Source organism: Acetobacter fallax (assembly GCF_011516735.1).
Classification (GTDB): Bacteria; Pseudomonadota; Alphaproteobacteria; order Acetobacterales; family Acetobacteraceae; genus Acetobacter; species Acetobacter fallax.
Window position 1 is genome coordinate 25421 of sequence record NZ_WOSX01000003.1, and the last position, 16932, is coordinate 42352.

The following is a 16932-nucleotide window of genomic DNA, read 5'->3' on the forward strand; positions in this document are numbered from 1 at the left end:
CTGATCGTGATTACCATGACTGTAACGTCCGACGCTCCGGTTTGCGACAGAATATTACCTTACCGGCAACATCTGACACTGCCATCCGTTGCGACGTTGAAGAGCCGCTGCCTATGATGGTCGCAGTGCCCCGACATCTTCTTTTCAGACCGGAGCTTTCAATGCCTGCAAACCGTCCCCGTATCATTCGCAGTGTACGCCTGCCGCAACCCGTCGAAGATCGCATCGCCGCCGCGTTCGACGCACCTCCGGTGCCAGAGACACCTCTTTCCACGGATGAAGTCTTCCGGCTTGCGGCAGAGACGAAAGCCGAGGGGCTTCTTGTTACACATCACGCGGCGATCAAAGGCGCGGATGTGGCGCGTATTCCCGAAAGCGTGCGCATCGTAGCCACTGTGAGTGTCGGTCTCGACCATCTTGACGTGAAGGCGATCCTTGATCGCGGCATCGCTGTCACCAACACGCCGGACGTGCTGACCGACTGCAATGCCGATCTCGCAATGATGCTGATCATCGCCGCTTCCCGGCGCGTCAAAGCCTATACCGAAATCATGCGGAACGGCTGGGGCCATACCCTGGCGATGGACGAACTCCTCGGCGTTCAGGTGAGCGGCAAGACACTGGGCATCATCGGGATGGGCCGCATCGGCCAGGCGGTGGCGAAGCGTGCAAAGGGCTTCGACATGAAAGTGCTTTATCATAACCGCCGCCGTCTCGATCCACAGGACGAACATGGCGCGACATGGTTTGAAAATCTGTCTGACATGCTGCCGCTCTGTCAGATTCTGACGCTGCATCTGCCCGGCAATCCGGACTCTGCCTCGCTGATCAACGCCGAAACACTTGCCCTGCTTCCGAAAGGCGCGATTTTCGTCAATGCGGCTCGTGGCATCCTTGTCGATGAAGACGCGCTTCTCGACGCGCTGAACAGCGGTCAGCTCTTCGGTGCCGGGCTTGATGTCTGTCGCAATGAACCGAATCCTGATCCGCGCCTGCTCGCCGAACCCAACGTGTTCATGACTCCGCATGTCGGCAGCGCCACAATCGAAACACGGACTGCCATGGGAATGCTTGCGCTCGATAACGTCGTGGCCGAGGTGAGCGGCAAGCCTCTGCTCACCCCGGTGAAAGCATAACCACCACACCACGCAAAAGGAGACCTTACCGGATGCATATGCTCGCAGCCTCACTCAGCGGCATTGCCCTCGCAATGGTTGTCTCGCTGGTGACCCCACATTATGCGCCAGCAGCATTCGTCGTGGCCGTGATCTACACAGTTCTCGGGCTGCTTTCTTCGTGGATCACCATTCACGAAGTCATATCGGACTGATGAGACATCTCCGACGGGGAAGTCCGGGGTTTTTGCCCGGCTTCGCCGAAAGGGGTTCAGGCCGCGTTTGTGCCAGCCCGCGCCACCGCCTGCTCCCGAAGCGCTACTGCGGTATCTCTTACGACCGGTCCATGCTCCCGCTCAAGCCGCCGAATGGTAAAATGAGCCCGGGCAAGCGCCTGATAATGGGCGAGGAAAGCCGCATTCAGCGATGCTCCGCAAAGAGCTCCGGCCACAGGCATAAGCTGCAACGAAATCTTATGTCCGAGTGCCAGGCCGTAATGTGACGCAACCTCGGAAATCAGCATCACCACTGGCCGTCCACGCAGCACTGTGCGGGCCGAGAAATAGCCCAGTTCGCTTTCACGTCCCTCACCAATATTCGGGAACGCCTTCAGCGCGAAAACCTCCAGACAGGCCCGTCGTGCATCCGGGTCTGAAAGATCCTCCCCCTCTTCCCGCGCAATGCGGGCAATCTCACGCATGATCGTCAGCGTGGTGAAGCCGACATCGGGCGCCAGTCCGACAACTCCGGCAAACCCGCCAACGGCTCCGGAGACGGCCACAGCAGCCTGCAACGCCCGGTCACGGACTTTTGAAGTGGCAGCACGCTCTTCACCCGCCGCCAGCACTGGCGGCGGGTTGCCGGGCTTCGCAAGTCCCAGCACCGCAACGTCAAATGCTCGTGTAATCGCGGTCTCGGCGACTCCCCGCAGCTTGTCCTGCACCGAAGGTGTCATCCCAAGGCCACGCAGACCGAGTCGTGTTGCATGACCAACGGCCCCGCCCATCAGATCCGCAAGCCGGACGAGAACGCCGCGTCCCGCCTCAACCTGATTCAGCGCACGCTCAAGCTCCATAATCTGCCCGTTTGTGAGAGCCAGTGGAGCGAGCGCGCTTCCCGTGCTTAGAGTCATTATGCTGTCGTCCTGTGTCACTCTGCTTCTGGTCTGATAGCGCGCCAGACCATAACAGGTTCGCGGAAACGCTCATTGACCGCAAGCGTTGCGCATTCGACTCTGTTATGGAACGCGTAAGGAGGCCGACATGGTTTACACTTCACCAGCTACGGCACGCCCGGTCGCGGCGCGTTGTCCCACCTGCCTCCGGCCCGCGTTCGTGGCTCCAGGCGCCCATGCCCCATCAATGAGCACAGCGGGTCGATCCATGAAAAAAACACTACCCGGCATTGCAGCCACCACCGCTCTTGGCGTCAGTCTGCTCATTGGATGTGCCCTGCTCCCGGCAGCAGCCCATGCGGCACCCGACGCTTCACTTCAGCCGACAGATAACTCTCTCAGCCAGAGTGCTCTGTCGGATCCTGTGCATGGCCGTACCAGCCATATCCGCCACTCTGCCCGTAGCGGGCGCAGCGGTGCCGCTGCGCCCGCCACAACCCGGTCGGATGCGCCGCAGTCACTGGAATCACAGGAAACCGCACCGCCACTGCCTGATGGGTACAAACCGGTGGAAGATTTTGACGTCACCCTGGCGGCCCATTCTGACACCGTGCTCGCCAGCAGACCTTCCCGCGAGAGAATCGGCGCTACCGAAGCCCAGCAGGTGCCAAGGTTAGCCAGTTCGACCGCCCGGCAGTTCGATATTTTCGGCGTACCTGTAAGAGTCGTGGCCCCCGTTACGCCGCCCTACAACGCTTCGTTCACTTATGAGAATTATGGTGGGCAGCCGGGAAAGGGACGGGATGCGACAGGCGCCTGGGGAGCTGCGGGACAACCGTAATTACCAGACTGCACAATCCGGCTTCTGACCCTGAGTTTATTTGAATCGGTCGATTTCAGAGGCTGTTTCAGAAACTCTTCGGCTGAGCGAGAGCGCCCCTGACGGGCGCGGTCGGCGTATGTTTTTGAGCGCCGAAGCGAAGCGGTCATGCGGACCGTGAGCATCGGAGCATGGAAAACCCGCGTTGGATCGCCAGCAGAAGGCTCCTGAAACAGCTTCTTACACCCTGCCGTTCCGGGCACGGCACAGCTGGGTCATCGCATGATATGAACGGATAATCAGAGCGGCATGTCTGACACACAGGATTCCGGGCCAGTTACGGCACTGACGATTGATGAGACACCTTCCATTTTCTCCGCGGCCGAACCCGGCAAAATCACGCCCGATGAAGCGGGCGCCGGAGCTGAGCAGAAACAGAGCGACTCACCGACCGAAAAAGGCCCGTTCGTTTCTCCATCTCCGATCCCCACACAGGCTGCGTCCGCTGGCATCCGCTTTGACTTTAATCTCGGATGTCGTGTGCAGCTTCCCGAAGGCGCCTGGACCATCAGGCTACGGGATCTCGACACAGGCAACATTCTTTTCGAAACAAAAGCTCGCAAGGCCACGGTCAACAGCGCCAAACGGTTTTACGTCCGTTTCGGCATTGAAGTGTTCGATGCCGCCGGAACGGTCTTTTCGCACGAGTTCGACTGTCGCGACCGCGATGTGCTGATTCAGGTCCCGGTGGGCACGCTCGGCGACACGATGGGGTGGTTTCCTTATGTGGCCCGCTTTGCCGAAGTGCATGGCTGCCGCCTGACCTGTGCCATGTCGAAAGTGGTCATTCCTCTCTTCGAAAGCGTCTATCCGCACATCCGGTTCATGACACCGGAAGATGTCGCCAATGAAGAGGTGATGAAGACATTCTATGCCACCTACACCCTCGGGCTGTTCTTTGATGACGCGGCGGCCATCTGGCAACCTACTGATTTTCGTCTGGTTGGTCTGCACCGGACAGCGGGTTACATCCTCGGCGTGGACCCGACAGAACAACCGCCAGTCATGGCACCGGATGAGGACCCGTCGCGTCCCGTTGAAGAGCCTTACGTGTGCATTGCCACGCAAAGCAGTTCGCAGTGCAAATACTGGAACAATCCGGATGGCTGGCGCCAGATTATCGCGTTTCTGAATGAGTGCGGCTATCGTGTCATCTGCATCGACCAGAAGCCTGTCCATGGCACGGGCATTGTCTGGAACCAGATCCCGCATGGCGCTGAAGACCAGACAGGAAACCGTCCGCTGACTGAACGCGTCCGCTGGCTGCGTCATGCGGAGTTCTTCATCGGGCTGTCGAGTGGTCTGTCGTGGCTGGCCTGGGCTGCCGGCTGCAAGGTCGTGATGATCTCAGGCTTCACACACCCGACCAATGAATTTCACACGCCCTGGCGTATCGTGAACTGGCACTCCTGCAATTCCTGCTGGAACGACCCCACGCACCGCTTCGATCACAAGGATTTTCTGTGGTGTCCACGCCATGCCGGCACCCCCCGGCAGTTTGAGTGCACCCGTCTGATTACAGTCGAAAATGTGAAGCGCGTGCTGCGCACAATCCCCGGATTTCGTCTTCCGAAAGCATCCCGGACCGAAGCTGAAGCGCCGGATGCGGCAAAGCCCGGAAAGCGACACAAAAGCGCAAAGCATCAGCACGCCTGAAAAAACAAAGCCCGGCCAGATATTTCCATCTGACCGGGCCTTTTAAGAGCGCAAAGTTTTCGTCTGATGTCAGAACGGAATCTCATCATCGAGATCACTGCCACCCGGAGTATCCCAGCCGCCGGCGGGTGACGCCGGGGCTCCGCCGCGCGGCCCGCCGATCTGACGCGAGGCCGATGCTCCGCCGCCATATCCGCCCCCGGCCGGAGCACCGCCGCCGTAACCGCCGCTTTCACCACCGTCCGATCCGCCGCCACGCCCATCCAGCAGCACCAGCTCGCCACGGAAGCGATCGAGAACGACCTCCGTCGTGTAACGCTCCTGGCCAGACTGATCCGTCCATTTGCGCGTCTGCAACGTGCCTTCCAGATAAACCTTCCGGCCCTTTTTCACGAAGCGCTCCACGACATCGGCAAGCCGGTCATTGAACACCACAACCCGGTGCCATTCGGTCCGCTCTTTTTTCTCGCCCGACGCGCGGTCATTCCAGGTTTCGCTTGTCGCGACAGAGAATGACGCAATTTTCTGACCGCTCTGACTTGAACGGATTTCCGGGTCCTTACCTAAATTTCCGACCAGGATAACTTTATTGACACTACCAGCCATCGATGCCCCCGTTCCGATTCCAGTGACGTACACACGCCCGCGTGTACTCCCAATAGCACTTCGCCGTCATCTTTCCATGTCAGTTGCCGTATAATCCGGGAGGGTCATTTACCCACTCCCTGCCTCACGGCCAGTTCACCTGTCGCATCGGCCGGCCCGATCTGCCGCTCCGCGCGTCAGAATGTCCCGCTCATATAAATTCACCATCATACGTTGCGGGTCTTGAATGCCCCTGCCATATCCAGCCTTATGACTCAGGTGAATGCCGGACAGCGAACCCGGTGCATGGCGGCTTTCTGATCCGGATGCTCTCGCCTTATTAAGCCGGCCCCAGACCAGAAACGGACTTTTTCCGTCGCTGCGGATCGCATCCAGGAAAGTAGGACTGCCATGTCGCAGCGCCCTGATACCCGCCACCTCATCTCCGACGAACAGCTCGAAAGCGCGGCAAGAGCGTATTACAATTACTGTGATGCGTCGTGGTATGATCTCGACCCGAGAGCACAGACCCATTACCGCACCCGCATGCAGCTCGCACTGAGTGAATTCGTAGCGCACATCTGGCGTCCGATCGAATCAGCACCACGTGACGGAAGCGCGGTCCTGCTTTTTCACCATATGCCGGGACGAGGGGATTATGTCTGGCTGGACAAATGGGACGGTCAGGATCGGGCCTGGATGACTGCGCCGCGCGCCGCGCCAACACACTGGATGCCCGTACCGCCTCCGCCTGCTCCCTGAGAGCCATTTTCCCGCTACCGGGAAGAAAGCCCAAACTCTGGCCGGTCCCGAAACGGAACGTGGCTCCCTTCACCGTGATCTGTCGAGAGACAAACCTGATTGCAAAGGTCACCGACCTTTGGGCGGGGTGCGAAACAGAGCCCCGGATCTCTCTTCCGGTGTGTCAGCCTCAACAAAGGTGGATATGAGAGAGCCGGGAACGTTCAGGTTCCGTCCGCCGGTGCCATCGACCGGATCAGATCCAGCACACGCTTACGCACGCCTGTATCGGGGATGCGATAATAAGCCCGCACAAGATCCAGTGTCTCACGTCGGGTCAGCACACTGGCATCCACCGAGGCCGTCGCCGCTGTAGGCGCCGCAGTCATGGGAGGACCGCCAAAACTCTGCTGAGCCTCGGCGAAACCGGTCACAACCTGAGGCGAAACCGGGGGCAGAGTGGCCGGATCAAGCGGCATGTCATCATAAAAAAAGCCAATCGGAACGTCGAGCACTCTGGCAATGTCATACAACCGGGATGCGCTGACACGATTGGTCCCCCGCTCATATTTCTGGATCTGCTGAAAGGTCAGGCCAATCGCCTCACCGAGCTTTTCCTGCGACATCCCGAGCATCGTGCGGCGCAGACGGATACGCGCTCCCACATGGACATCAAGATCGTGGATACGGCTCCCGCTCTCTTCGTCAGCCATGTGTCGCTCCTGTCATACCCCTCGGACTGCCCGACTGGTAACTAAGAGTTAACATACAACCTGAAGCTGAGTTTGTTAACCAGATATCTATTTTAGGAAAGACGTCTGCGTCTGGTCAGAGCCACAACCACAGAAAGCAGGCAGAGAACCGCCGGAATTGCCTGTCCGTAACGCGCAAACAGAGGCGCCGGCAAAGGCGGCGGCATGGTCCGCACCAGCGTCCCTTCCACGCCCCAGCCAAGTCTCCCCATATCGTGACCACGTGCGTCATAAACAATGGTGACACCGGTATTGGCCGCGCGGGCGATCGGCAGTCCTTCCTCCACGGCACGCAGACGCACGGCGGCGAGATGCTGACGAGGACCGGCACTGTTGCCATACCACGCATCGTTGGTCACATTGACCAGCCAGTCCGGACGATCATGTCTGTCCACGACATGACCGGAAAAAATCACCTCGTAGCAAATCAGTGGCCCCACAGCGGCAAGCCCCGGCAGATGCCAGCTCATCGAACCGGGTCCGGGCGTCATTCCCCCGCCAGGAACAATCTGCAGCGGCAGAAACGGTGGCTGATACTCTCCGAACGGCACCAGCCGTGCCTTGTCGTAGCGCCCAAGGAAACGGCCGCCGCCATCAATCGCCACAACCGAATTGCGCCAGTGTCCGTCCGGCCCGACGCCTAACGTCCCGATGATACCCTCGGTGGCCCCTTCAGCGGTGTGCGCGATCATGGTCCGGGTTAGCCCATCCTCCTCCAGCACGCCGGGATAAGCTGTCTCAGGCCAGACATAGACCACAGGCGGGGCCGCACCCGGCACCTTTGCCGCCAGCGTCAGACCATCCGCCACGCCGCGCTGCGTCAGTCGAAGATAACGATCGAACACTGTCTGAATATCGGTCCGGCTGATTTTTTCCTTCTCAGCCACATTACCCTGCACCAGCACGACAACCGGCTGCTGCACGCTCCCGGTGCGGGCCCCGTCATGAGCCACCCCGTAAAAGCGTGCGGTGCCGGCGGCGATCCAGACGACCAGAACAGCCAGACACGGAAGAACAAAACGCCGACCGAGCGGAAGAAGAACAGCGAGAAGCACCGTCAGCAAGGTCAGACCATCAACCCCGATCCAGGCAACGGGCTGGATCAGAATATCCCCCGCCAGACCGTGGAAAGCCCAGTCACTGCCAAGAGGATTCCATGTAAATCCGCTAAACAGAAACAGGCGCCCCATATCGCAGAGCGTCCACAGTCCGGCGAACAGAACGCCGCGTCGCCAGCCAGCAGGCGCCAGCCGGCAGAACGCGGCCGGAACCGCAGCGAAAGGCGCGAGGATCAGTCCGCAGCCAATCGATGGGAATGGTACAAACCACCAGAAATCGCTGGCACGGATCAGAACCGCATTGATCAGCCAGTAGAGGCCCACGGTGTGCAGTCCAAGGCCGAACGCAAAACCCACTGCTGCCGCCTGCTTCATCGTCGGCGCGCGATCCACAGACCGCATGAGAATGAAAAAGGCGATGGGCAAAACCGGCAGAAGATGCAGCGGCGGAAAACCAAGCGCGGCAAGCGCACCGGCGGCAAGCGGACCCCCGAGTGATTTCAGCGCATAAGCGGCACGACGCCACCAGGCCGGACGCGGCATCTCATGCGCATCTTCATCCGCCTGCTCACGCGCAGCGACGGTCCCCATACCCTTACCCATTTTCAGGAAAAATAACGTCGCGCTCAGTCGAGTGCGTCACGCAGACGACGCTCGTAGTGGCGATAATATTTGTCGGCCAGCAATTCGCTTTTGACCAGAACAGCCACATCGGTCGTGTTGAAGCCCTGATCCACGACGGCGCCGTCGCCAACATAACCACCGAGCCGGAGATAGCCTTTGATGAGCGGCGGCAGACGCGTCAGCACACGGCGGCGGTCCAGACTCAGCGGATCGCAGCGCAGCATGTCCACGCGTCGTTCCGGCAACGCTTTCACCCTCAGCGCCGGAGGCGCCAGATGGTTATGGTAAAGATAGGTCAGTTCCTCTGCAACGTCGTCCGGATTGGTGCCTGGCAGGCTCGCACAGCCAAACAGAACGTCGATCTGATAGAGGAAAATGTAGGACGCGATTCCGCGCCACAGCAACTGCATCGCAGCCCGGCCACGATAGCGTGCATCCACGCAGGACCGTCCCACTTCGAGCAGTCTGCCAGGAAACTTCTTCAGCGGCGAAAGATCGAATTCACTCTCGCTGTAAAACCGGCCCAGTATTCCGGCCGCTTCACCCTGCATGAGCCGATAGGTTCCGACTACCCCTTCCGGGCCAGATGAAATGGCGTGGTCGATAACCAGCAGATGGTCAGCATACTGGTCGAACTCATCGACATCACGCCTGAGGCGCTTAGCCTCCACATCCGGATGTGCACCCATTTCCTCGAAGAACACACGATACCGCAGCGCCTGCGCAGCCTCGATCTCCGCCGGAGTGGACGCGATCCGCACCCCGAGATTACCACCTCGCAGTTCCGGAAAACCATCGCGCTGCAACTCAAGCGTGGAAAGCGTTGCCCGCTGCGGTTTTTCAGCGCTCATTTCACGCTTCCCTTACCGCGCTTAGCCTTTTTTGCCGCAGAGGACGTGTCGGGCTCCTTTAGCCTGCGACCGAACAGTTCCAGACGCATGGACACCAGTTCAAAGCCAAGACGCTCGGCAATGCGGCGCATCAGGGCCTCGTGCTCATCGTCTTCAAATTCGGTGACCTTGCCGGTCTCGACATCAATCAGATGATAATGCCGGCCATGTTCGCTGGCCTCATAGCGGGCCCGCCCCCCGCCGAAATCCCGCCGTTCGAGAATCCCTTTCTCTTCCAGCAGACGGACAGTGCGATACACTGTCGCCACCGAAATGCGCGGATCGAGTTCCGATGCCCGGCGATAGAGTTCTTCAACATCCGGGTGATCTTCTGCGTCTGACAGCACCCGTGCGATCACGCGCCGCTGCCCTGTCATTTTGAGACCGCGCTCCACACACAAAAGACCGATCCGTGACTCGGACGTGTCCGCGGCATTCGCGGAACGACCAGCACGGGCCAGGGCGGTATTCTGAGGCGGAGTCACAGCACGCTTCCTGCTGCCTGTGTATTCACGAACATGCGCTTCCGCGTAGCTGATTGATCCAGAACCTGTCCACTTTAAAGCTGCTGTCCCACAGTCTCGCATAAAAGCGACACCGCGATGCCAGACAGACAAAAGCTACAGCCAGTGTGCCTCATTCAGTTCATAAAGGAAACATCGACTGACACGATCGCCTTTCCCATCTGCGCGAACAGAGCCTGCATTGTGGCCTGACAGCGCTTGCACCGGCTGCCGGCCGGGACCAGTTTACGGCCATGACGAACGCAGTTCCATACGCCTCCGGCAATCAGTCAGCCCCTGCCAGATGGCTCGACATCACTGGCGAAATCTGTCCGATGACATTTGTGCGGACGCGCCTCGCGCTCGATGCTCTGGAGACAGGCGATCTGTTGCATGTCACGCTGCGCGGGGCCGAACCGCTGCGCAATGTCCGTCGTTCAGCAGAAGCCCTGGGGCACATCATCCTCTCCCAGGAAAAGATGACAGATGACAGGGCGGTTCTGCTGATTCTCAAAGCGTGAGGCCAGAAGATGCAGTGGCGTGACATCCCGGCGACCGGGCTGACATGCTCTCTGTTTTGTGACCGGAGAACTCAGGAAGCACGACCGCGATGAAGCGTGGTTGATGCCTCTCCGTCTCACTGAGCCGTCATCACCATATGCGCCACCGGAACCGGCACCCGTTTCAGGCGTGATAACCCTGTATCGCCATTCCAGACCCCGACTTGTATGCCTTCCCGCAATATGGCGTGATGATCCGCACGTGAATCTCTGGGCGCCTTGTTCCACAGGAGAGCTTACCTTGCCGTTTTCTTCATCGTCATCGGGGATCGCCCCCCGCCTCCGGAGTCTGCATCGCGCCGCGATCGCCCTCCTGCTCGGAACCTCCCTGGCCGTAGTCCCTCATGCACGGGCGGCCGACGCGTTTCTGCCCCTGTCGGCTCCGTCGACGAAGTCCGTTCTCCCTGGCAAAATTGTCTATGCCCAGCTGACGACCCCCGATCTCGCGCAGGCCAAAACATTCTACGGCACGCTGCTCGGCTGGACCTTCAAAGACATTCCCGTTTCACGTGGTCACTATGCTCAGGCCATGGCTGGTGGCCGTAATGTGGCAGGGTTTATCGAGCATCCGCTCCCGTCCGGCGATGCGGCCCGGCACGAGCCACTCTGGCTTCCTTTCATCTCCGCGACGGACCCCGACGCACTGGCACAGACGGCACAAAGCTGGGGTGGAAAAATTCTTTTCAGACCTCGTGACATTCCCGGTCTTGGCCGGGAAACGCTCATAGCGGACCCGCAAGGCGGCGTCTTTGCCGTCATTCATTCCGAAAGCGGTGATCCGGCTGATTCCGATACGCCCACAGCGCAGGGCGAGTGGATCTGGAGTGCGCTGCTGACCGGCATCCCTGCCAATGCCGCGGGTTTCTATCAGAAACTGTTTGGCTATGAGGTCCAGACCAGCCAGGACCCGTCCAGCCCCCTGCGTTATGCGCTCGAATCGCAGGGATATGCCCGCGCGACAGTCAATCCGCTTCCGCCACGCCTTCCGGCGAATGCCCCGGCACGATGGATGAGTTTCGTTCAGGTCGACAGTGTCGGTGCCGCAGCGGAAAAAGTTCCGCAGCTTGGCGGTAAGGTGCTGGTGGAGCCGCATCTGGACCACAACAACTGCATGATCGCCATTGTCTCCGACCCGGCCGGCGCAGTGTTCGGGATCATGGAATGGCACATGCCGACAGCCGCCGGAGAAGCAAAATGAGTGTATTTCGTCCCGGCAAACTCCTTTTCGCAGCCGCTCTTGGTATCACCTCACTACTTGCGGGCTGCGCTTACGATGACGGCTACGGGTATGGTAACTACGGCGGCAGTTATTACGGTTATAACAGCGGCTGGAATGGCGGCTGGGGCGGCTGGGGACCAGGATATGGCGTCGGCCCTTATCGCGGCTGGCGCGGTGGTCCACGCGGTGGCGGACCGGGTGGTGGCGGACGACCGGGCGGCGGTGGTGGACGACCAGGCGGAGGCGGACCGGGCGGTGGCGGTGGACGACCAGGTGGAGGGGGACCGGGCGGCGGTCACGCTGGTGGTGGAGGTCATGGCGGAGGGGGAGGTCATGGTGGCGGAGGCGGCGGGCGCGGTCACTGACCGTTAAAATCGCAGTCACTATTTCGCGGGCCATGCTAAGCATGCATGGTGCGCATTCTCTGATGATGTTTCGGTGCGGCCTGCCGAAGCATCATCATCTGCCTGATCGGGCATACTTTTCCGTTTCACCGGAACACAGTGCATTCCGGTTCAGACAGGCTGCTGCGAAAAGCGCGACGTGTCAGACCGTTTCCGCAGGGGTCGGCAGGTCTGTCAGGGGGACCAGAGCCTCCGCCCGCAACAATTTTTCAATGCGGCGACGGACACGAATAGCCGCTGCATCTGTTACGAAATTCGGTTCGTCCCGCGCATCTGCCGTGTCGAGATATGGCTCTATTGCTTCCAGGACTTTGATGTCCTCATCAGCGACAAGGCGATTCCGCTCCCCCAGGAGGGCAGTGTAGTCTTCATTTTCAGGCGCAAAGTCACGTGACACAGCCATGAAGTAGTGCGTGGTCCTGTCCGTCTCAGGTGTAATGCCGTGAAGAAAGTTCATACGTCCTGCCACGGTCAGACATGCACCATTCCCGTCGCACGAAATGCACTCAGTCCCCGCCGCGTTCACCAGCCCGACCCCGAACAGTTCCGCGCGATACTCAACACGCATAAATGGCCCGATATCGGGGAAAAATGCCCGCATGGTCGCGTCGGGTGCCCGCATTGGCGATAAATGATGAAAAGCCAGATAATTGTGACGATCAATGACTTCCGGTGACTGCTGTGGCCCGTCAGAGGTCGTGCGGATGCCCAGTGTCACCGGATGAGTAAAACTGATATGTGACTTGTCAAAAAGGTTCTCAAGCAGGAGCTGCGATCGGGCCCGGACATGCTTCAGCCCGAAGCCGGACAGCACCATATTCCCGCCAGGCGCTGTCAGCGATGTCGTGTCGGGCAGACACGTCATATCCGCGCTCGCCGGATCTCCGCCCCAGATCCATATAAACGGTGCCCGTTCCTCCACCACGAATGATTTCAGGCGCATCGCCCCGGGAATTTTTGACTGAAACGGCAGCGACGCACAGCGGTCTTCCGCGTCGAACGCCGCTCCGTGATATGGGCAGATGAGTTGATCATCGACGATTTGCGCTGATGCGAGAGGCATCCGCCGATGCGGACAAAGGCCGGATACTGCCGTCACCTGCCCTGCCGCCGTTCGGTAGAGGACGATCTCGTGACCGAGCAGTTTCCGCATAAGCGGCGCGGAAACTACTTCCTGGCTCCAGGCGGCAATATACCACTGTCGCTGAGGAAAGGATTTATCACCTGCGGAAAATGGATATGGCGCCACGGATACGGTTCTCTTTCGCCTGAACACAATCCGTCCTGAAGTATCAGGGTAAACAAGACCTGAACCGATCAGGGAAAAGTGGAAAATTTCATCATAGCAGGCTGGTATTTACATTTCGAAATACATCGCCATCAGAAAGATACCGTATTCATCGTTATCTTATAAAGTAAATTCAGTCTTATTTTCTGTCTGCGACGAGAGAACCCTTTTTATATGGCTCTGTCAGCGTTGCGTACTGGCCCGTCTCAGGGCTTTGACCTGGAACCCACCAAAGGTCGCAGACCTTTGGAAACCATTTAATTAAACAAATCGGGGTGCAGGGGCCTGCGGTCCCTGCCGGGTTCGGGCAGAGCCCGGTTTTTCGCCAGCCCTTTGAAAAATCACAGATCAACACTGAACGACAACAGAGCTTTTTATATCCTTTGGGCAAGCCGCGAAACCGCTGATGGTCTCAGACCATCATCCCGCCATAAATACTGCAAAAATTCAGACCCGGAGAAATCCTCTCATCGCCAGAAAGGCGTGACGTCCTGAAAATCCTTCCAGGACTGTGGAAATTTCCGCAACGCCTTCCTGGTTTTTCTGTCACTCCAGCGGGCAACGGCACCGCAGGCCGGCGCAAGATCGACATGGCTGTCACTAAACTCATCAGCAAGCGTCAGAGCTACAGCAGCGTCGTTGATCTCTCCCAGAGCCCGCTGCAAAATCTTGCAACGCTTCAGATAAGGTCTGACCCGTCTGCCCGGGAACAGACTGGCAAAATAATCCGCTCCGTAACGAAGTTTTTTGAGAGATTTGCGGAGATCATGCAGCGTTTCCGGAGACGCCGGATCGATCCTGCGGCCACGCCGATTTACTTTTCGGAAAAAACGGTCTAGCGGTGCCGGCGCGATAGCTGCGAGCAGCGTCAGGGCAACGTCCTCATCAGCACTCAGCGGGCGATCTTCAGCCCACGCCATCAGCCCCAGCGCCAGCGCCGTCAGGGCGGGACCGGCAAGTTCACGCTGCACGGCCTGATGGGCGGCATCCCTGCTTTCCGTTGCGACCCTGTCCAGAAGGAGACGCCAGTCATTCGAATCCGGTGTTGAAAAAACCGCTGGCAGTGTCTCCATACAGAACACATCCCGATCCCGGGCTTCACCCAGCACCCGCCCCAGTCTTTGCAGTTCGTCTTCAAACGGACCGATAGTGTGAGCCTCCAGATACGGCTCGAACAGTTGCAGCGCCGAGCGCAACTTCCGGATGGCGACCCGCATCTGATGGATCCCTTCCACATCTCCGGCTTCCGCAGCGGGCTGATTGCGGATCAGTCCTTCAAGTCCCGCGCGAATGATCATCCGAAACCCATCACCGGTCATTACCCGGCGAGGCAGAGCAGGTATTGATGCCTCGACCGCAACCGGCCCCTCACCTCGCAGCATGCGATAGCCTCGTTCGGCTTTACTCTCCACGCCGATTCTCAGCGGCAGAGCGGCCTGAAGCCGAAGAGCAAGCCGGCAGAGCGGAAGAATGGGTCCGTCTTTAAGTTCCAGTTCGATTTCCCTGATCGGTAACGTCTTTCCGGCCGCACGAACCACGCCTTCGTCAATAGCGACTTCAACCAGAGCCTCATCGTGTTTCAGAAGAAGCACAGTCCTCCGGATATCGGTCACCACGACCGGCTTCACGTTCCCCGCCAGAACTGGCTCCAGAGCCGCAGCGGGCGTTTTTGCAAGCAGAGCCAGATCGGGCTGACTGCTTCTGACCGGCCATTCCCATTCATGCCGGCGAGCAGCCACACCACCATCAATGGACCCTGATTTCAGCGTCTGCATACGTTTCCGGCCGTGCTGTCTCACACGCAGGGAAAATCCCGTCCTGTGCAGGATGAGATCGGATGTATCGTAATACGTGGTAACGAGATGCTGTTCGCTGACCGATGCGCCCTGAAAAACAGGATGCCGGTCGATCAGGGCTCTGGCGTCCGGCGGAAAGACCAGCTTCAACTCGATTTCCTGCGGCGGGATCGTAGTTTTTTCAGCCATCATGCCTTTCCTTGCGATCCATTTCTCGGAATCTTATGCAGGCAAATTCAGTTCACCCGGCCGGAACAGCACAATCCGGTGATATTCCAGCCCATCACCGGGACCGGGCGTCAGTCAACGAAATCCGGCCAGACAGGAATGACACCTCCGTGACAATGAGACAGCAACCTCAGGCCTGTTTCATGTACACACTGAAGTTACCGGCTAAACAATCATCCGGACTCGCCCGTTCCCCGGCAACGACAGGCTTATTTCCCGATGTGTTCAGAGAAAATTGCTTTGGAAATATTCAGGGCAGAGACCGGCCAGAATCACCGCCAGCTTTCTCCGCAACAGCCCGATCCAGGCAGACCGGACACAGACATTCTGCCTTCCCCGCTTTCGGCACGGGCAACACTGCCGGCCGTGTCATACACCAGCATGCCTCAGAACCGAGACACGACAGCGCGGCTCCGCAGCAGGAGCAGCGGGTCTCCCCGGTCCCGTCATTCATGACGCGACGCGAAACTCCGAACAGGGACGCACATCTTCAGCCGTCATCCCCGCCGCGCGGGCGGCCTTCAGCCCTTCATGACTGTCCTCAAACACGACACAATGCGCAGGATCGACCCCCAGTTTCCGGGCCGCGAGCAGATAAATGTCCGGCGCCGGTTTCGGGTGTTCCACGTCCTCAATCGTGACGATTACGGAAAACACGTCGAGCAGACCGATCGCCGCAAGCGATGCCTCCACCACCTCGCGTGACCCGCTGGAGGCAACGGCCAGAGGCACCCGTCCTGCCCACTCGCGCACAACAGTGATGACCGGCACATTGCAACGCACGCCCTCAATCGTCTCCCGGACGCGCCGGCGCGTGGCAGCAATGATGGCAGGCCGGTTCAGCGTGATACCGAAGGATTTTTCAACATCCGCAAGCAACATCTGCTCGGCATAACCACCCCGCTCTCTGAACCAGGCAGCATCAACCTCAATCCCGCCGACTTCCCGAAGCGCAGCCTGCCAGGCTCTGAGATAAAGCGGCAGCGTATCGACCAGCGTGCCATCGCAGTCGAAAATCAGCGCCTCGGTATCAGCAGGGATACTGATCACGGAAAGGCCGAGCGCTGATAGCTGTGTCCGTCGACCATCTCACGCAGAACGTCAAACTGCTTGCCGCGGAATGTCTCAGTACGAACCTTCGATCCGTCCGGCGTTTCCACAAACACAGTCTTGTTCCAGTCGGCAGCACTGATCCCGGTCCAGAGCGTCAGTACGATCGGATCAGGCTTACCATCCTTCTCCGCCGTCAGCTCCATGCGCGCATCGCCACTGGAAGGCGGCGTCGTGCTCAGCGGCCCCCAGCCGCTCTGGTGATGCTGCAACCAGTCATTCAAGGTCGCAATCTCCTGCTGTGTGAGCACCCGCTCGTGCCGCATCGGACCGACAGCAATCTTTCCGCCAGTCACATGCGGGAACGAAACCGCGACAAAGTTGGGCAGTGCAAACATCCAGATGACAAGAGAAGTGCCAATGGTGAAAGTCAGGAAGGCGAGAATAAACGCCGTTTCCTTTCTCATAG

Annotated in this window: 18 protein-coding genes; 8 read left to right on the top strand and 10 right to left on the bottom strand. The window is 59.1% G+C overall.

Annotation, left to right across the window (positions count from 1 at the left end):
* Positions 1-161 precede the first annotated feature (161 nt).
* Complete coding sequence (locus GOB85_RS02900) at positions 162-1136, top strand: 2-hydroxyacid dehydrogenase (RefSeq protein WP_173576128.1); 975 nt, start codon at positions 162-164, stop codon at positions 1134-1136.
* Between the two features lie 32 nt (positions 1137-1168).
* Positions 1169-1330 carry a hypothetical protein gene (locus GOB85_RS02905; protein ID WP_173576129.1) on the top strand — a complete coding sequence of 54 codons (162 nt, stop codon included), beginning with the start codon at positions 1169-1171 and terminating at the stop codon, positions 1328-1330.
* A 56-nt stretch (positions 1331-1386) separates the two neighbouring features.
* Here the strand turns inward: GOB85_RS02905 and GOB85_RS02910 are convergent, their stop codons facing one another.
* Positions 1387-2247, bottom strand: coding sequence for an EcsC family protein (locus GOB85_RS02910; protein ID WP_173576130.1), 861 nt, complete (start codon positions 2245-2247; stop codon positions 1387-1389).
* 130 nt (positions 2248-2377) lie between these two features.
* Here GOB85_RS02910 and GOB85_RS02915 point away from each other — a divergent pair, with 130 nt between their 5' ends.
* Complete coding sequence (locus tag GOB85_RS02915; protein ID WP_173576131.1) at positions 2378-3070, top strand: hypothetical protein; 693 nt, start codon at positions 2378-2380, stop codon at positions 3068-3070.
* Positions 3071-3358: 288 nt separating this feature from the next.
* Positions 3359-4765, top strand: coding sequence for an autotransporter strand-loop-strand O-heptosyltransferase (locus GOB85_RS02920; protein WP_173576132.1), 1407 nt, complete (start codon positions 3359-3361; stop codon positions 4763-4765).
* A 69-nt stretch (positions 4766-4834) separates the two neighbouring features.
* On the opposite strand, the gene ssb is transcribed toward GOB85_RS02920, so the two are convergent.
* A complete protein-coding gene (ssb, locus tag GOB85_RS02925; RefSeq protein ID WP_173576133.1) occupies positions 4835-5371 on the bottom strand; it encodes a single-stranded DNA-binding protein in 537 nt (178 codons plus the stop codon).
* A 390-nt stretch (positions 5372-5761) separates the two neighbouring features.
* Between ssb and GOB85_RS02930 the strand changes: the two genes are divergently transcribed.
* A complete protein-coding gene (locus GOB85_RS02930) occupies positions 5762-6112 on the top strand; it encodes a hypothetical protein (RefSeq protein ID WP_173576134.1) in 351 nt (116 codons plus the stop codon).
* Positions 6113-6315: 203 nt separating this feature from the next.
* Here GOB85_RS02930 and GOB85_RS02935 read toward each other — a convergent pair whose 3' ends face one another.
* The 4 genes from GOB85_RS02935 to GOB85_RS02950 all read right to left on the bottom strand — a co-directional run bounded on the left by GOB85_RS02935 (position 6316) and on the right by GOB85_RS02950 (position 9876).
* Positions 6316-6804 (bottom strand): helix-turn-helix domain-containing protein, encoded by a 489-nt coding sequence (locus GOB85_RS02935; RefSeq protein ID WP_173576135.1) that lies wholly within the window; start codon positions 6802-6804, stop codon positions 6316-6318.
* 92 nt (positions 6805-6896) lie between these two features.
* A complete protein-coding gene (gene lnt, locus GOB85_RS02940; RefSeq protein ID WP_242011251.1) occupies positions 6897-8492 on the bottom strand; it encodes an apolipoprotein N-acyltransferase in 1596 nt (531 codons plus the stop codon).
* Positions 8493-8527: 35 nt separating this feature from the next.
* Complete coding sequence (locus GOB85_RS02945) at positions 8528-9376, bottom strand: GNAT family N-acetyltransferase (protein ID WP_173576136.1); 849 nt, start codon at positions 9374-9376, stop codon at positions 8528-8530.
* On the bottom strand, positions 9373-9876 hold the full coding sequence (locus tag GOB85_RS02950; RefSeq protein WP_173576244.1) for a Fur family transcriptional regulator: 504 nt from the start codon (positions 9874-9876) through the stop codon (positions 9373-9375). The genes GOB85_RS02945 and GOB85_RS02950 overlap by 4 nt, the downstream gene beginning before the upstream one ends.
* Before the next feature lie 296 nt (positions 9877-10172).
* Between GOB85_RS02950 and GOB85_RS02955 the strand changes: the two genes are divergently transcribed.
* The 3 genes from GOB85_RS02955 (at position 10173) to GOB85_RS19000 (ending at position 12062) form a co-directional block, all read left to right on the top strand.
* Entirely contained in the window at positions 10173-10439 is a 267-nt protein-coding gene (locus tag GOB85_RS02955) for a sulfurtransferase TusA family protein (RefSeq protein ID WP_173576137.1), read from the top strand.
* Positions 10440-10719: 280 nt separating this feature from the next.
* Entirely contained in the window at positions 10720-11676 is a 957-nt protein-coding gene (locus GOB85_RS02960; protein WP_242011252.1) for a VOC family protein, read from the top strand.
* On the top strand, positions 11673-12062 hold the full coding sequence (locus tag GOB85_RS19000; protein WP_194298649.1) for a hypothetical protein: 390 nt from the start codon (positions 11673-11675) through the stop codon (positions 12060-12062). Before GOB85_RS02960 ends, GOB85_RS19000 begins: the two co-directional genes overlap by 4 nt.
* Positions 12063-12243: 181 nt before the next feature.
* Here GOB85_RS19000 and GOB85_RS02970 read toward each other — a convergent pair whose 3' ends face one another.
* From GOB85_RS02970 to GOB85_RS02985, 4 genes are all read right to left on the bottom strand, one after another.
* A complete protein-coding gene (locus GOB85_RS02970; protein WP_173576139.1) occupies positions 12244-13350 on the bottom strand; it encodes a Rieske 2Fe-2S domain-containing protein in 1107 nt (368 codons plus the stop codon).
* Positions 13351-13856: 506 nt separating this feature from the next.
* Positions 13857-15377, bottom strand: coding sequence for a CYTH and CHAD domain-containing protein (locus tag GOB85_RS02975; RefSeq protein ID WP_173576140.1), 1521 nt, complete (start codon positions 15375-15377; stop codon positions 13857-13859).
* A 486-nt stretch (positions 15378-15863) separates the two neighbouring features.
* Entirely contained in the window at positions 15864-16463 is a 600-nt protein-coding gene (locus GOB85_RS02980; protein WP_338421633.1) for an HAD family hydrolase, read from the bottom strand.
* Positions 16460-16930, bottom strand: coding sequence for a hypothetical protein (locus GOB85_RS02985; protein WP_173576141.1), 471 nt, complete (start codon positions 16928-16930; stop codon positions 16460-16462). Before GOB85_RS02985 ends, GOB85_RS02980 begins: the two co-directional genes overlap by 4 nt.
* Positions 16931-16932 lie beyond the last annotated feature (2 nt).

Bases quoted from the DNA above. Each gene is read 5' to 3' on its own strand.
- GOB85_RS02910 (WP_173576130.1), bottom strand. From the start codon at position 2,247: ATGACTCTAAGCACGGGAAGCGCGCTCGCTCCACTGGCTCTCACAAAC.
- GOB85_RS02930 (WP_173576134.1), top strand. From the start codon at position 5,762: ATGTCGCAGCGCCCTGATACCCGCCACCTCATCTCCGACGAACAGCTC.
- GOB85_RS02905 (WP_173576129.1), top strand. From the start codon at position 1,169: ATGCATATGCTCGCAGCCTCACTCAGCGGCATTGCCCTCGCAATGGTT.
- GOB85_RS19000 (WP_194298649.1), top strand. From the start codon at position 11,673: ATGAGTGTATTTCGTCCCGGCAAACTCCTTTTCGCAGCCGCTCTTGGT.
- GOB85_RS02900 (WP_173576128.1), top strand. From the start codon at position 162: ATGCCTGCAAACCGTCCCCGTATCATTCGCAGTGTACGCCTGCCGCAA.
- ssb (WP_173576133.1), bottom strand. From the start codon at position 5,371: ATGGCTGGTAGTGTCAATAAAGTTATCCTGGTCGGAAATTTAGGTAAG.
- lnt (WP_242011251.1), bottom strand. From the start codon at position 8,492: ATGGGGACCGTCGCTGCGCGTGAGCAGGCGGATGAAGATGCGCATGAG.
- GOB85_RS02975 (WP_173576140.1), bottom strand. From the start codon at position 15,377: ATGATGGCTGAAAAAACTACGATCCCGCCGCAGGAAATCGAGTTGAAG.
- GOB85_RS02920 (WP_173576132.1), top strand. From the start codon at position 3,359: ATGTCTGACACACAGGATTCCGGGCCAGTTACGGCACTGACGATTGAT.
- GOB85_RS02945 (WP_173576136.1), bottom strand. From the start codon at position 9,376: ATGAGCGCTGAAAAACCGCAGCGGGCAACGCTTTCCACGCTTGAGTTG.
- GOB85_RS02985 (WP_173576141.1), bottom strand. From the start codon at position 16,930: ATGAGAAAGGAAACGGCGTTTATTCTCGCCTTCCTGACTTTCACCATT.
- GOB85_RS02955 (WP_173576137.1), top strand. From the start codon at position 10,173: ATGACGAACGCAGTTCCATACGCCTCCGGCAATCAGTCAGCCCCTGCC.
- GOB85_RS02915 (WP_173576131.1), top strand. From the start codon at position 2,378: ATGGTTTACACTTCACCAGCTACGGCACGCCCGGTCGCGGCGCGTTGT.
- GOB85_RS02935 (WP_173576135.1), bottom strand. From the start codon at position 6,804: ATGGCTGACGAAGAGAGCGGGAGCCGTATCCACGATCTTGATGTCCAT.